At 61.3% G+C, this 15116-nt stretch carries 12 protein-coding genes; 5 read left to right on the top strand and 7 right to left on the bottom strand.

All coding sequences use genetic code 11. The features are described from left to right. Positions 1-7: 7 nt before the first annotated feature. Positions 8-526 (bottom strand): sensor histidine kinase, encoded by a 519-nt coding sequence (locus KQ659_RS20415; RefSeq protein ID WP_216690490.1) that lies wholly within the window; start codon positions 524-526, stop codon positions 8-10. A gap of 29 nt (positions 527-555) precedes the next feature. Between KQ659_RS20415 and KQ659_RS20410 the strand changes: the two genes are divergently transcribed. Continuing rightward, positions 556-900, top strand: coding sequence for a hypothetical protein (locus tag KQ659_RS20410; protein WP_216690491.1), 345 nt, complete (start codon positions 556-558; stop codon positions 898-900). Here KQ659_RS20410 and KQ659_RS20405 read toward each other — a convergent pair. The 5 genes from KQ659_RS20405 to KQ659_RS20385 form a co-directional block, all read right to left on the bottom strand. Beyond that, a complete protein-coding gene (locus tag KQ659_RS20405) occupies positions 818-1351 on the bottom strand; it encodes a hypothetical protein (RefSeq protein ID WP_216690492.1) in 534 nt (177 codons plus the stop codon). The two genes, KQ659_RS20410 and KQ659_RS20405, sit on opposite strands and share 83 nt — an antisense overlap. Positions 1352-1512: 161 nt before the next feature. After that, complete coding sequence (locus tag KQ659_RS20400) at positions 1513-1797, bottom strand: tetratricopeptide repeat protein (protein ID WP_216690493.1); 285 nt, start codon at positions 1795-1797, stop codon at positions 1513-1515. A gap of 376 nt (positions 1798-2173) precedes the next feature. Continuing rightward, positions 2174-3100 carry a hydrogen peroxide-inducible genes activator gene (locus KQ659_RS20395; RefSeq protein ID WP_216679394.1) on the bottom strand — a complete coding sequence of 309 codons (927 nt, stop codon included), beginning with the start codon at positions 3098-3100 and terminating at the stop codon, positions 2174-2176. A 295-nt stretch (positions 3101-3395) separates the two neighbouring features. Then, positions 3396-4853 carry a M16 family metallopeptidase gene (locus KQ659_RS20390; RefSeq protein ID WP_216679395.1) on the bottom strand — a complete coding sequence of 486 codons (1458 nt, stop codon included), beginning with the start codon at positions 4851-4853 and terminating at the stop codon, positions 3396-3398. 22 nt (positions 4854-4875) lie between these two features. Continuing rightward, positions 4876-6318 (bottom strand): M16 family metallopeptidase, encoded by a 1443-nt coding sequence (locus KQ659_RS20385; RefSeq protein ID WP_216679396.1) that lies wholly within the window; start codon positions 6316-6318, stop codon positions 4876-4878. 243 nt (positions 6319-6561) lie between these two features. Here KQ659_RS20385 and alr point away from each other — a divergent pair, with 243 nt between their 5' ends. Then, positions 6562-9192 (top strand): alanine racemase, encoded by a 2631-nt coding sequence (gene alr / locus KQ659_RS20380; RefSeq protein ID WP_216679397.1) that lies wholly within the window; start codon positions 6562-6564, stop codon positions 9190-9192. Positions 9193-9466: 274 nt separating this feature from the next. Continuing rightward, on the top strand, positions 9467-10837 hold the full coding sequence (locus KQ659_RS20375; protein WP_216679398.1) for an alpha/beta hydrolase family protein: 1371 nt from the start codon (positions 9467-9469) through the stop codon (positions 10835-10837). 326 nt (positions 10838-11163) lie between these two features. On the opposite strand, the gene KQ659_RS20370 is transcribed toward KQ659_RS20375, so the two are convergent. Further along, entirely contained in the window at positions 11164-12063 is a 900-nt protein-coding gene (locus KQ659_RS20370; RefSeq protein WP_216679399.1) for a carboxypeptidase-like regulatory domain-containing protein, read from the bottom strand. 300 nt (positions 12064-12363) lie between these two features. Between KQ659_RS20370 and KQ659_RS20365 the strand changes: the two genes are divergently transcribed. Then, the gene (locus KQ659_RS20365) at positions 12364-12981 is read left to right on the top strand and encodes an OmpA family protein (RefSeq protein WP_216679400.1); all 618 of its coding nucleotides are present in this window, start codon (positions 12364-12366) and stop codon (positions 12979-12981) included. Between the two features lie 735 nt (positions 12982-13716). Next, positions 13717-14955 carry an alpha/beta hydrolase family protein gene (locus KQ659_RS20360; RefSeq protein WP_216690494.1) on the top strand — a complete coding sequence of 413 codons (1239 nt, stop codon included), beginning with the start codon at positions 13717-13719 and terminating at the stop codon, positions 14953-14955. The last annotated feature ends 161 nt before the right edge of the window (positions 14956-15116 follow it).

The following is a 15116-nucleotide window of genomic DNA, read 5'->3' as shown; positions in this document are numbered from 1 at the left end:
GGCAAAGTTAGGCGGGTAAACGTACCGTGAACCGAGTGAACTCTCCTTCCTCCGTTTCGACGGTCAGCGTGCCCTGGTGGCCCTTCGTGATAATGTCGTATGCCAGCGACAACCCCAGGCCCGTGTCTTCGCCAGCAGGCTTGGTGGTGAAGAATGGCTGAAACACCCGTTCCGCTACACTGGCCGGGATGCCAAAGCCGTTGTCGTACACTTCTATCGTTACCGAGTCGCCCTCGCGCCGCGTCTGCACGCTCATCTGGGGCTGAAAGCCGGGGCCACTGGCCTGCTGGTGTTGCCGCACCGCATAAAAAGCATTCGCAAACAAATTCAGCTTGGTCCGGCCCAGCTCCTGCGGCACGGCGGCCACGGTGCCCACTGCCGGGTCGAAATGAACTTCGAGCTCCACGGCGTGCGTGAGCTGTCGGCCCGGCGCACCCTGGTAGGCCAGGCGTAGGTACTCGGCCACCAGGGCGTTGAGGTCGGTGGACACGGGCTGCCGGGGGCCGGGGCGGGCATGGGCCAGCATATCGGCAATGATGGCCGAGCTCGCTGCCCGTGCGCGCTTATTTCGTGCAGATTCTGCTTCAGGCCGTCCAGTATCTGTTGCTCCAGGCCGGCAGTGGGCGTGGTAGTGTCGTGGTCGAGCAGGCCCACGCTCACATCGGCAAACTTGCGCATGAAGGCCAGCGGGTTCTGCAGCTTATTGGCAATGCCCGCCGAAAGCTCGCCCACGAAGGCCCATTTCTCGGCCGCCACCAGCTGCGCCTGAACGGCGCGCACTTCGGTCAGCGCCTCGTCCAGGGCATTCCGCTGGGCTTCAATCTGGGCGTTGCGCTCGTTCAGCAGGCGGTTGGCGCGGCGATGGCGGCGGTTGGCCCAGCCCAGCAAGCGCCACCGTGAGCAGCACTACCAGCAGGCTGAGGAAGCCGCTGCGCTGGTAATTAGCAGTTTGCTGCTGTTGCAGGGCCCGTTGCCGCAGTAGCTGCCCGGTGAAGGCCAGCAGCTCCAGCTGTTGAAACTTCTTGGGGCCATAGAGGCTGTCGCGTGCTGCCCCGGCCAGGCTCTGGTAATGAAAGGCACTGTCTGGCCGGTGGCGGGCCTGGTACAGCCGCGCCAGCAGCGCCCCGGCATTCATCACCGTAAGGCGGTACGACACGGCTTGGGCATTGCGCAGCGCGTGGCGGGCGGGCAGCAGGCTCGGATCGGGCTGGTGCAGCTGCTCAAACAGCAGGGCCATGTGGTAGTGCGCCATGGCGCGGTTGCGCAAGTCGTTGGTGGCCTGGGTTTCGTGCAGCGCCCGGCGGTAGTGGGCAAATGTTTCGGGGGAGTGGCCCAGGCGGGCCTGCACCATGCCCATGTTGCGCAACCTCCGGCCACGGCCAGCTGGGCCCGGAGGTTGCGGGCAATGAGCGTTTCGGCCCGCTACTGCAGGGCCAGAGCCGAGTCGAGCTGGTTGAGCTTCTCGTAGCAGCTGCCCAGGTTGGTGCGGGTGCCCGCCACCCACGGCAGCCGCTACAGGCGGCGGTACAGCACCTCCGAAGCACGGTAGTGCTCAATGGCCTCCGGGTACTGGCGCAGGTCGAGGCTGATGTTGCCCAGGCCGTTCAGGGTGGATGCTTCGCCTTCCGGGTTGTGGCTTTGGCAGCTGAGCTGGAGGGCAATCTGCTGGTTGGCGTAGGCCTTGGGCAGCTCGCCGCGTTCGCGCAGCACCATGCCAATCACGCCTTGGGCCCGGCCACGGCCTTTGTTGAAGTTGAGCTGCCGTGCCAGCTGCCAGGCCTTCTGGGCCAGGTACATTGTCGAGTCGGGCTTCTAGGCCCGGTAGGTGTGGCCCAGCTCCAGTAGTAGCAGCACCCGGGCCGAGTCGGGGGTGGGGGGGCAGCACGCGCCGCAGGCTATCGGTAGCCGGGCTTTGGGCGCGTGCCTTTAGCCCCCAGCCACTAAGGAATAACCAATATGAGTAGCAGCAGGCGTGCGGCTGAGGCAGGCATTGAAAGAACGGAAAGTAGGAAGCGGAAAGATGGAAGTGCTTGCAAAAACCAGGCGTAATAGGAACGTCACCCAGGCTTGCTAATTGCAGACAGGTACGTAAAATAAGATATTCGGCTTGCTGGCTACACGGCAAACAAACCAACATAATGGTGCTAATGGATAAAAAACGGAACCAGTCCGGCTACCGCCAGCGCACCTTTTCACCCGATTCCCGGGCATGTAGCCGGGCCGGTACACTGGCCAGAATAAGGCCGCGCAATACCGTAAGCAGCTGCGTTCGCACAAAGCCGTGATGCACCACCAGGCTCACCTCGCGCACCGGTTCCGGGGCCACGAACCGTTTTAGGAGCCGATTGGTTTCCACCTCTTCCAATACGGCCAGCTCTGGCACCAGGGTGTAGCCGCCCTGCCGGCGCACCAGCTCTTGCAGCGTTTCAATCGAGCCGCTTTCGTAGGCGATGGTCCCGGTGGGGGAGGCCGCGCCACACAGGTTTACCACCTGGCTGCGGAAGCAGTGGCCCTGCTGCATCAGCCAGAGGCCGGGTTGCTGGAGGTCGGCGGGTTGCACAGTGGCGTGGGCGGCCAGTGGGTGGTTTTCGGAAGCGAGTAGCAGGAAGGGCTCATCGACGACCGGCAGCTCGCGTAGCTGCCGGTCGTCGAGGGGCGTCACGAGCAGGCCCACGTCCAGCCGGTGGTCTTTCAGCTGCTGCATAATTTCTTCGGAGCGCAGCTCCTCAATGTGCACCCGCAGGCTGGGGTAAGCCGTGGTGAGGCCCCCCAGGAAGCGCGGTACCAGGTACGGGGCCAGCGTGGGGATGACGCCCAGGTGCAGCTCGCCCACTATTTCGCCCTTTTCTACCTGCACCAGCTCGCGCAGCTGCTGGGCCTCGCGCAGTACACGCCGGGCCTGGGCAATGACTTTGGCCCCCACGGCGGTGGGTTCGGCCCCGCGCTGGGTGCGGTCGAAGAGCAGCACGCCCAGTTCTTCCTCCAGCTTTTGCACCTGCACGCTGAGGGCGGGCTGGCTCACGCAGCTTTTCTCGGCGGCGAGGCCAAACTGGCGGTGAGTATCGAGGGCTACGAGGTAGGTGAGCTGTTGCAGGTTCATGCTTCAAATATAACCTGCGATTATAAAAATATGAATTAAATCATTTTAAATTATGGGTAGAGCGGCAGGATATTTTTATAAAGCGCATTGTTCTGGCGTTTTCACCCCCCACCCACTCTGCCACGCAAGAAATCAGAGCAGCTTTCAGGTCAGTGTATGGGGTGTGCAGACGCGACAATTCGCGTCTCCTCGCGTGGGAGTCGGGCAGCGAGGAGACGCGAAGTATCGCATCTCTACATCTCATAGAGCTGCTTCGGTAGGCTCAGTATGGCGTTTCTTCGTGCTTCGCCCTCAATTACAGTGGTTTCTTGCGCTCAGCCTGAAACTTCTTCAGCTGCGGGTCAATCTGCTTTTTGTCGCCTACCACCACAATGGTCATGGCTTCGGGGCGCATGTATTTGCGGGCGGTTTCGCTTACCTGCTGGGGCGTCACGGCGTTGATGTTCCTGACCTGCTCGGTGAGGTAGGTTTCGGGCAGGCCGTGCAGGTCGAGGGTATTGAGCTGGCCGATGATGCCGCCGGGGGTAGAGTTGCGCAGCACAAACATGCCGCCCTCGTAGTTCTGGATGCCCTGCAGCTCCTCGGCGGTGGGCGGCGTTTTTTGCAGGCGCTCCACTTCGCTCATTATTTCGCGCAGCGAATTATAGGTGTCGGCGGTGGTCACGTCGGCGTTTTCGGTCCAGTTGCCGGTACGGTAGTGGGTTTCCACGTAGCTGTAGGGCGAGTAAGTGTAGCCCTTGTCCTCCCGGATGTTGCGCGTGATGCGCGAGCCAAACGAGCCGCCGAGCAGCGAGTTCATCACCCGCAGCCGAATAAAATCGGGGTTGGAGGGGTCCACGGCCGGCAGTCCCACCACAATGGTCGACTGCGGCGCGCTGGGCCGGTCCAGAGTCAGCACGTCGCCCTTGGTCAGCGGCTTGGCAATTTCGATGCGCGGGGCCGGCCCCTGCGGGAAATCCTTCCAGGCGCTGCCGATGGCCTGGCGCAGGGCCGGGGCATCAAACCGCCCCGCCACGTAAACGCTGGTGCGCTGGCCGCCAAACTGGTTTTTGTAGAAGCTCTGCACCTGCTCCAGGGTCAGGGCGTCGAGCTGGGCATCGGTGGGCAGGGGGCGGCCGTAGGGGTGGCTGCCGTAAATGGCGGCCGAGTACTTCTGGCGGGCCTGGGTACCGGGATAGGAGCGGGCCAGGTTCATCTGGCGCTTCAGGTCGGTTTTGAGGCGGGGTAGCTCCGAGGCGGGCAGGGCCGGGTGCAGCACCACATCGGCCATGAGCGCGGCCAGCTGCGGCGCATACTCGCTCAGGCAGGAGGCCCACAGCGTGGTTTGGTCGAGGCCGGCCGAAATGCTGAGCGTGCCGCCCATGCGGGCCACTTGCTCGGCCAGCTGGGTAGCCGACCGGCTGGCCGTGCCTTCCTGCAGGAGCTTGGCCAGCAGGTCGGCCACCGCCACTTCATTGGCGGCTTCGTGCACGTTGCCGGCCTGAATGGCCACCATCATCGTCACCTTGGGCACCTGACCGTAGGGCACCAGCCGGGCCTTCAGGCTATTGTCGAGGGTGAATTCTTCCTTGGCGGGCAGGGCAAAGTCGCGCGGGGCGCTGCCTTCGGGCGGGCTTTCCTTGGGTGCTGCCGGCGTGGCGGCGGCGGCGGGCCGGGCCGGTATTTTGGACTTGGCTTTCGGCTTCTGGGCCTGGGCATCTACGGTGGTAGCAACGAGGGCGGCACCGAGTAGCCCGATAATCAGCTTGTTCATGGCGAAAAAGTAGGAGTCAGGGCTAGCTCTTGGCCAGCGGATTGACGGTGATAATGGTCCGGTTGCCGGGCCGCAGGTACTCGCGAATGGTCTTCTGCATCAGCTCGGGCGTCACCTTGCGGAACTCGTCCTCGATGCGGTTGATGCGCGCCGGGTCGTTGTCGAACAGCGCAAACGCGGCCAGTAGGTCGGCCCGCCCAAAGTTGTCGGACCCGCTCAGCTGGTCGTAAAAAGCGGAGCGGATTTTCACCATCGCCAGGTCCAGCGTGGCCTGGTCGATGCCCGTTTTGGCCAGGCGGCTGATTTCTTGGTCGAGCACGCTCACCACCGAGTCGGCCTGCACGCTGGGGTCGTAGATAATGCTGCCCATCCACAGCATCGGGCCATTGTAGTTGAACTGGTTGCCGAGGTCGGAATTGATACCGCCGCTCACGCCGTCGGAGTAGCCGCGCTTCTGCACCAGGGCCTGGTAGAGGCGGCTGTCGTTGCCCTGGAGCAAAATCTGGTCGAGCATTATCAGGGCGTAGTATTCGGGCGTGTTGCGCTCGGGCATGTGGTAGGCGAAGGCCAGCGCGGGCTTGCTGGCCAGCTTGTCGTCCTTCGAAAACCGCTGCTCCTGCTCCTGGCGCGGCTCGGTGAGGTCGGGCTTGGGCGGCGGCGTGGCGCTGGGGATGTTGCCGTAGTATTTCTCCACCCAGGCCTTTGCTTCGGCGGGCTCAAAATCGCCCACCACGGCCAGCACGGCATTGTTGGGGGCGTAGTAAGTTTTGAAAAATGCCTTGGTGTCGGCCAGGTTAGCGGCGTCCAGGTCCTTCAGGTCGCCGTAGAAATTGTGGGCGTTGTTCCAGTTTTTGTTGGCCTTCTGGGGCATGTCGAGCCACGGAAAGCCGCCGTAGGGCTGGTTGAGCACGTTCACGCGCACCTCGCTTTTCACTACCCCTTGCTGGTTGGTCAGGTTGCCTTGGTTGATGGCCAGGCCGCGCATCCGGTCGGCTTCGGCCCACAAAATGGTTTCGAGCTTATTGCTCGGCACCACCTCGAAATAGTTGGTGAAGTCGAAGCGAGTGGAGCCGTTCAGTGCCCCGCCGTTCTTCTGAATCAGCTGAATAAATTCGGCCTTGCCCAGGTTCTGCGAGCCCTGAAACATCAGGTGCTCAAACAAGTGCGCGAAGCCCGTGCGGTTGCGCGGCTCCGTCCGGAAGCCCACCGCGTAGTACGCCGCCACCGTGGCCGTGGGCGCGGTGTGGTCGGGCGAGAGCACCACCCGCAGCCCGTTCGGCAGGGTGTAGTATTCCACCGGAATCTCGAAAGCCGGCCCGGCGGGTGCGGGCGTGGCCGCCATGGGCGCCGCCGGGCTGGCCGGCGCCGTGACCACGGAAGTGGCCTGCTGGCTGCACGCGCCCAGCGCCAGCGCTACGGCCGGCCCCCACAGTAAGCTGTGGCGAAGTTCAGGTAACTGTCTCATCGGCAAAAAGGTGTAAAATGGAAGAACATGTATTCGATTTACAAAATATTGGGCAATACCCCGGCCGCGTAGGCGCTAAGCCCCTGCGAATAGCCTCCGTAACTCAGATGCGCCGACGTGCGCCACGGTTGCCTCCGGCCCGGCCCGCGCCGTTTTTGCTTGCCCTCACCCAAATGCGAGCCGTTCGATAGTAAACAGTTCCGTGAAAGGCCGCGCCGTTTTTTGCCGGACCTTTGCGCCATCATGTCTTTCCCCCCCTTCCTCGACCTGCCCGCCCGCGTTTCCGGCCACCTACGGCAGGCGCCCGCTGATGCCTCGGCCACCGTGCGCCACCTGCTGCTCGATAGCCGTCGGGCCGACCTGCCCGTTGGGGCGGCCTTCTTCGCCCTGCGCGGTCCCAGCCACGATGGCCACCGCTACCTGCCCGACCTCTACGCCCAGGGCGTGCGCCTGTTTTTCGTGGAGGAAAATACCGCCCTGCCCGGTGGCCTCGCCGCCTACCCCGAGGCTGGGATTATGGAAGTTGCCAGTCCGCTGGCCGCTTTGCAGGCGCTGGCGGCCGCCCACCGGGCGCAGTTTACAGCCTCAGTTATAGGCATCACCGGCTCCAACGGCAAAACCATTGTGAAGGAATGGCTGGCCCAACTGCTGAGCCCCGACGAGGATATTTGCCGCTCGCCGCGCTCCTACAATTCGCAGGTGGGCGTGCCGCTCAGCGTGTGGGAGCTGAACCCCGAGCGCCACACGCTGGGGATTTTTGAAGCCGGCATATCCGAAGTAGGAGAGATGGCCCGGCTGGCCCGCATCATTCGGCCCACCGAAGGAATTTTCACCAACCTCGGCACGGCTCACGACGCCGGTTTTGCCTCTGAGGAGCAGAAGCTGCTGGAAAAACTGACGTTGTTCCAAGGTGCTGATTTTCAGCTGCTGTTTTACTGTGCCGACCAGTTCCTGGTGCGGGCCGCCGTGGCGGCGCGGCAGCTCCTGGGCTTTAGCTGGACGCGCCAGCCCACACTGCCCGCCGACGTACGCTTCACCACCGAGGCTAGCAGCCCCGCCAATACCACCCGCCTGCGCGCCGAATACCCTGCTACCGGCCTCACTGCTGAATTCACGCTGCCCTTCGCCGATGAGCCGTCCATCGAAAACGCATTGCATTGCCTGGCCGTGCTTCTGCACCGGCAGGTAGAGCCGGCCGAGATTCAGCGCCGACTGCTGCGCCTGCACCCGGTAGCCATGCGCCTGGAAATGAAGCTCGGCCGCCACGATTCCTACCTGCTCGACGATACCTATAATAACGACCTCGCCGGCCTGGCCCTGGCCCTCAATGCCCTGGCCCGGCAGAGCCGCCCCGGTCGCCGCACCCTCATTATCAGCGATGTGCTCGAATCCGGCCTGAGCAGCGCGGAGCTGTACGCCCGCGTGGCCGCCCTGCTGCCAGCGGCGGGCGTGAGCCGGCTGATAGGCATTGGGGAGGAGATTTCGAGGGAATTAAAAATTATAAATTATAAATTAAAAATTGAGTCTGAAGCCACTCCATCTGGCTCCGATGCTTCGACAGACCCGGCTTCATTTTTAACTTCCAATTCTCAATTTTTAATTCAAACCTACCCTACCACCGAGGCCTTTCTTGCCCAGCTGAATTCTACGGATTTCGCCCACGAAACCATCCTTATTAAAGGGGCGCGGCGCTTTGGGTTCGAGCGTATTGTGGCCGCTTTGCAGGCCCAGCAGCACGGCACCGTGCTCGAAGTCAACCTCGACGCCCTCAGCCACAACCTGCAGTACTACCGCCGCCAGCTGAGCCCCGGCACCAGGCTCATGGTGATGGTGAAGGCCTTTGCTTACGGCGCGGGCTCCTACGAAGTAGCCAGCTTGCTTGAGTTTCAGCGCGCCGACTACCTGGCCGTGGCCTACGCCGACGAAGGCATCGCTCTGCGCGAAGCCGGCATCAGCCTGCCCATCATGGTGATGAACGCCGCCCCGGACAGCTTCGAAATACTGCGCCGCTACCGCCTGGAACCCGAAATCTACTCCCTGGAGATGCTGGACGAGTACTTGGCCACCTTCGATATTCCCGCCGAAAGCCCACTCCCCACTCCCCACTCCCCACTCCCCACCCCCAAAATCCACCTCAAGCTCGATACCGGTATGCGCCGCCTTGGCTTCGACGAAGCCGACCTGCCTGCCCTGGCTGCCCGCCTGCGCCAGCACGCCGCCCGCCTGCCCGTGGCCAGCATGATGACCCACCTCGCCGCCGCCGATGAGTCCGGCCACGACGACTTTACCCACGAGCAGCTGGCCGCCTTCCGCCGCATGACCATCACCCTGGAGGCCGCCCTGGGCCACTCCGTGCTCAAGCACGCCCTGAACTCGGCCGGCATCCTGCGCTTCCCGGCGGCGCAGTTCAACATGGTGCGCCTCGGCATCGGCCTCTACGGTGTGGATGCCAGCAATACCGCCGACCTCGCCGCCCTGCGCCCCGTGAGCCAGCTGCGCACCACCATTTCCCAGATTAAGACCCTGCCCGCCGGCACCACCGTGGGCTACGGCCGCCGGGGCACCGCCGCTGCCGCCGAGCGCCGCATTGCCACGCTGGCCATTGGCTACGCCGACGGCTACGACCGCCGCTTTGGCAATGGCGCGGGCACGGTGCTCATCCACGGCCAGGCGGCCCCGCTGGTGGGCTCGGTGTGCATGGATATGTGCATGGTAGATGTAACGAATATCCCGGCCGCGCGGGCCGGCGATGTGGCCGTAATTTTTGGCGAAGGACTGCCGCTGCCGGAGTTGGCCGCCCGCATCGGCACCATTGCCTACGAGCTGCTCACCAGCGTAAGCGAGCGGGTGAAGCGGGTATTTGTGAGCGAATAAACGGGGAGCGTTGCCCGCTTGCTGCTTTTTCCAATGTGAGGCAGGCTGCCGGATTCATTCGATAAGTTTCCCTGTTCAACGCCAAAACAAGTAATTTTTTTGCTCAGCAGGGCGCGCGCGTAATGTTGGCAAGGTATTTATTTTGCTACTTTATAGCTGGTGTAATGTGCCCGGGATACCTTTGGGGTGGCCCAGAGCTTTGTGACGCTCTTTAAGTAATATGAAAACCAATACGTTCTGTTCCCTTCGCTTATTCTGCAGCGTCCTTCTCTGCTTGGTACTGGCGGTTTCTGCGCACGCCACTTCCCATGCCCAACCGGCCCCGGTAGCGGTGGCCGACGTGCCGCCCCTCGACGGCTTTTGGAAGGGCCCGCTAAAAGTGCCCGGCGGCCAGCTCGAAGTCATTTTTCGCTTTGTGAAACTCGCTGGCGGTGAATACTACTGCACCCTCGACGTGCCGCTCCAGAAGGTGAGCCGCATGAGCGTGAAAACCGAAATCAAAGGCGATACCGTGCGCCTGTATGCCGAGGAAGCCGCCACCCGCTTCGTGGGCCGCGTCTCGGCCGATGGCAAGCAGATGGCCGGTACCTGGCAGTCGCCCGGCTTCAAAGTGCCGATGACGCTCACCTTCAGCGCAATGCCGGCCATGAATGCCAAAAACGTGCGCCTCACGCCGCCCTACCGCGAGGAAGAAGCCACGTTCAGCAACCTGACGGTGAACGCCCGCCTCAGCGGTATGCTCACCATTCCGGCCGGGCCGGGGCCGTTTCCGGCGGTGGTGCTGCTCAGCGATAGCGGCCCGCACGACCGCGACGGCACCGTGGGCGACTTCGCCCCCCTGGGCCAGCTCGCCGACTACCTCACCCGTCGGGGCGTGGCCGTGCTGCGCTTCGACGACCGGGGCGTGGGCAAGTCCGGCGGCACCCCCGCCGTGACCACCGCCGACCTGGTGAGCGATGCCCAGGCCGGCCTCAATTTCCTGCGTACCCGCCCCGAAATCGACCTTTCGCACCTGGGCCTGGTGGGCCACGGCGAGGGCGGCAACGTGGCCCTGCTGGCGGCGGCTCAGCCCTTGCCTCCTGCGTTTGTGGTCACGCTGGCCGCCTATGGCCTACCCGGCCGCGACATTGTGGTGCAGCAGCAAGCCACCACGCTACGTACCCTGGGCACCGATGCGTCGCAGATTGAGGCGGCTACCAAGCGCCAGCAGGCCATGCTCGAAATCATCCGGCAGACCACCGACAATGCCCAGGCCCAGGCCATTGTGGCCAACATGCTGAAGCAGAACAATGCCGCCATCGACAATGCCACGGCCCAGGCCAGCGCTGCCGAAATGACTTCGGCCCGCTACCGCTACTTCCTGGCGTTCAACCCGCTTGAAAAGCTGTCGGCCGTCAACTGCCCCGTATTGCTGCTCAACGGCACCTCCGACCTCACTATCAACGCCGATGCCAATATGGCGGTCCTCACCAAGGGCTTGAAAAACAACAAGAACATCACGGCCAAGAAGCTGGTGGGCGTCAATCACCTCTTTCAGCCCGACCCAAGCAAGTGGCCGATTGTCAACGGCCAGCTCCAGCCCAACTTCTCGCCTGAAGCCGAGGAAACCATCCGGGAATGGATTGTGGCGCAGGCCAAAAAGTAAATCACTGATTAGCGCGGATTAACCGTGATTCCACTGATTGAATGACTCGCCCGATAACGAAATGGAGAGTAGGTAGCCAAGCATAAGTAACCGTATGCGATTCGGGCCTGCCGGTCCGGCTGCCCCAGGCAGTCCGACCGGCAGGCCCGATTGCGTTCTCACGGCAACCGGTCGGACCGCCTGGGGCGGTCCGACCGGAGCATACGAGTGGTTTTGCACAAGCATTATCCCAACAAAAAAAGCCCGACTTAAGCCGGGCTTTTTTTGTTGGGATAATGCTTGTGCAAAACCAGTGAAATCACGGTTAATCCGCGGCAATCAGTGATTTACTTAATCATGTCCACTTCGGCCTTAATCATGGCGTTGTAGCGGCGGCCCTGGCCGTTGGCCAGCGTCAGCAGGTTCCAGCCCTTGCCGATGGTGTAGCTCCAGGTGCGGCTTTCCTTGTATTCGAAGGTGGGACGCATAATCTGGCCGTAGGGCGTGTAGTTGTCCATGAAGTTGGTGGTGTAGAACTTGTCGCCGCCCACAATCCACTCCATGGCCACGAAAAAGCCTTCTTCCGGCGCCGGAATGTTGTAGGTGCTCAGGTCGATGGTGTACCACTCGCCACCCCGGGCGGCCGAAACCACTACGTTTTCGGTGAGCAGGTCGGTGTTGGGGGCGTTGTAGTTGCCGTCGGCTTTATAGATGCGGACGCGGAAGGGCTCCCGCGGGAAGCCGTTTTCGCCGATGTAGAAGGACACGGTACGCACGTTGCCCAGCTTCTTCTGCTTGTCGTTCTTCACGAAGAAAGCGTACTGCGAACCCGGCAGGCCCTGAATCATGCCCTCGCCGGGGTTGTTCGACTTCGAGCCCAGCTCCAGGTTTTTGAGCTTGCCGCCCTTCACGGTCACGTTGGACAGTTCAATCACGCGCTTTTTCAGCTCGATGATGAGGTCTTCGGTGCTGCCGCGCTTAATGAACACGGCGCTGCGCTCGTAGCCGAGCGTCATCACGATGAGGGAGTCCTGGCTGGTTTTTTCGAGGCCGGCCAGCTGAAAATAGCCGTATTCGTTTGTGAGTGCCCCGGTACCCTCTTCACGCAGGCCAATGGAGGCGAACGGAACCGGGTCTTTGGTTTTGGCATCCACGACGCGGCCCGTAATGCGATTTTCTTGCGCCCAGCTTAGCGCTGGCAACAGCAACAGAAAGGCTAAAGCGAGAAAAGGTATGCGTTTCATCATCGCCAAAAATAATTATAATGGATGGTAGTCTGGCAAATTTACAAATTTTGCACCACTCCCGTAGCATCCTCGCTAATACAGGACACATAATGGCGCGCTATACGCAGATTTTTTCCCCCTGAGTAACAGCAGAAGACGGATTTTATTGCTCTACAATACCATCAGACCCTACTAGCTGGGGTTTGTGCAAGCGCGTGCTTAATGCGGTCAGGCAGTAGGAAAATAAAAAAAATTAACATTATCGGATACTTTCCCGTATTGAGACCGGAACTATTTTCCGGAACTTGTCTACCTCATTTCATGAAAAAATCCTTCTTTTTCCTGTTGGCAGCAACGGTGCTGCTGGCTAGCTGCGAAACAAAACGTTCTGATACCAAAGACCAGCTCAGCGAAGCCGGTCAGGACACGGCCGTGATGGCCCGCGATGGGAAAACGGCGGCTGATATGGCCAGCGATGCAGGTGCCGCCATCGATAATACCTGGGACATGGGCAAAGCCAAGCTCGCCGATGTAAAATTCAAGGAAATCACGCTGCCCGGCGTATCGGTGCGTGGCGACAGCACCTATAATGTTTATAGCGTGGACGAAACGGTGCTCTTTGATACCGACAAAGCCGAAATCAAGCCCACTGCTGCCGAGGCCCTGAAGCAAATCACCGGTTCTATCGGACAGCGCTACAAGACCAGCCAGGTGCGTGTGATGGGCTTTGCCGACTCGCGCGGCAGCAAAGACTACAACAAAGACCTGAGCGCGCAGCGCGCTGAGGCCGTGAAGAACTACCTGGTAGCCAACGGCGATATTACCGCCAATCGCGTGAGCGTGGAGCCGATGGGCGAAACTATGCCCGTGGCTTCGAATGCTACGCCCAGCGGCCGCCAGGAAAACCGGCGGGTAGAAATCGCGGTGCGTACCAAGTAAGCAGCCCCGACTATACTGCCAAAAAGCCCTCGCAGCATGCTGCGAGGGCTTTTTGTGTGCCAGCCTGGCCCCCTTTGCGTAGGTCCCTTGTCCGGCTGGCAGGCTTGCAGCCAGCCGGACAAGGGGTGCCAAAGAATCGTGGCGTTTCCTGCACTGCTACACGGCTACTTCGCAGCGGGGGAGGGAGGTAGTAGAATTCCAGGCAAGGGTGGATATGAGCAGCTCGGCGCAATAGCGGGGCGTAGTGCCCCATTATTCCGATTGCCTCTACCTGGAGGAATGGTAATACAGTGCAAATATTTATCTGTTATTTTGTATTGGTGCTTTAAGCATTCAAGTTTCAATACTGAGTAAATGAGTTTATTATATACGGTATGCTACTGCTTATCTTTCGGGGCCATAAGTCGAGCAGGTTGAACGCATATAAATTTTGAGGACTGAATCCAGCCTGCCAGGGTGCTTTTTTATTTTGGACCTGACGCTTTTTTTAAAACCTAAAATGTCCTGTGAGACAATGGGGGCCCATGACTCCATTTATATGCGTTCAACCTGTAAGTCGAGTTAAGTTTTTATAGAATGAGGAGAAGTTTACTATGCGTTCTTCTACTGTTTGGAATAACGAATACCGTTTTGGGCCGGGCCACTGCCCAAGCTCCGCATGACCACTTGCCCCTGGGAGGATTGTGGAAGGGTAAGCTTCCTGTGTTGGGAGGCAACCTGGATTTAACCATTAGTGTGATTCCGCTGGCGGGTGGCAAGTACTTCGCCGCCCTCGACGTGCCCGCCCAGAAGGTGAGCCGCATGGTGACCGAAGTGACCGTGCGCGGCGACTCGGTGCTGCTGTACATGCCGGCGGCTGGCAGTCGCTACGCTGCCCGTCTCGATTCGGTGAGGCGCGAGCTGAACGGGGTCTGGACGCAGGCAGGGGTGAAATCGTCGGTGCGGCTGCTGCATTCGCCCATGCCCTCGGTTACGGGCCAGGGCACGCGCCTGGCCCCGCCCTACCGCGAAGAAGAAGTGGTATTTAATAATCCCACGGCCCGCCTGAATTTTGCCGGTATGCTCACCATACCCGCCGGCCCGGGGCCTTTCCCGGCCGTAGTGATGGTGAGCGACCTGGGTGCGCAGGACCGCGACGGTACCATGGGCAACTACCACCTGATGGGTTCATTGGCCGACTACCTCACCCGCCGGGGCGTGGCCGTGCTGCGCTACGACGACCGGGGCGTGGGCCAGAGCGGCGGCAGCACCAGTACCGCCACCACGGCCATGCTGGTGAGCGACGTGCAGGCGGCGCTGAACTTTTTGCGGGCGCGCCTGGAAATCAACATCAACCGCATTGGGGTGCTGGGGCACGGCGAAGGGGCCAACGTGGCGCTGCTGGCGGCTTCCCAGCCGCTGCCGCCGGCCTTTGTGGTATCGCTGGCGGGCTACGGCCTGCCCGGCGAGCAAACCCTGCTGCAACAGCTGGTTGACGAACAACGGGCCCGAAAAGTGGCTCCGCTGGAAATACAGGCGGCCTACGAGCGGAAGCGAACGATGTACGACATCATCCGGCAAACCAATCCGCCGCAGGCGCTGGCCATTGTGAGCAATATGCTGCGGCAGGACCAGCCCACGCTGGAGCCGCTGGCGGCGCAGGCCGCGGCCGCCCAGCTGCTCACGCCCTGGAGGCGGTACTTCCTGGCCTTCGACCCCCTGGCGGAGCTCGACCAGGTGCACTGCCCCGTGCTGCTGCTCGGCGGTACCGATGATGCCGAAGCCCCGGCCGACCTCCACCTGGCGGCCCTGGAAAAAGAACTCAAAAGCGTGAACCACAACGTGACGGTGAAGCGCCTGCCGGGCGTGAACCACCTGTTTCAGCCTTCCAAAACCGAGTGGACGCTGATGAACGGGGAGATGAAGCCGCTGTTTTCGCCCGTAGCCCAGGAAACCATCCGGGAATGGCTGGTGGGGCTGGAGGTGAAGAAATAAATCACTGATTAGCGCGGATTAACCGTGATTGCGCTGATTGGGTGATTCGCCCGATAACGAAATGGATACCAACAAAAAAAGCCTGGCAATCGCCGGGCTTTTTTATTAGCAGGTCACCAAAAAGAAATCAGCGCAATCACGGTTAATCCGCGGCAATCAGT

The organism is Hymenobacter siberiensis (assembly GCF_018967865.2).
In the GTDB taxonomy this organism is placed as follows: Bacteria; Bacteroidota; Bacteroidia; order Cytophagales; family Hymenobacteraceae; genus Hymenobacter; species Hymenobacter siberiensis.
The sequence above is the reverse complement of the archived record's forward strand: the minus strand, read 5'-3'. Positions and strand labels throughout refer to the sequence as shown.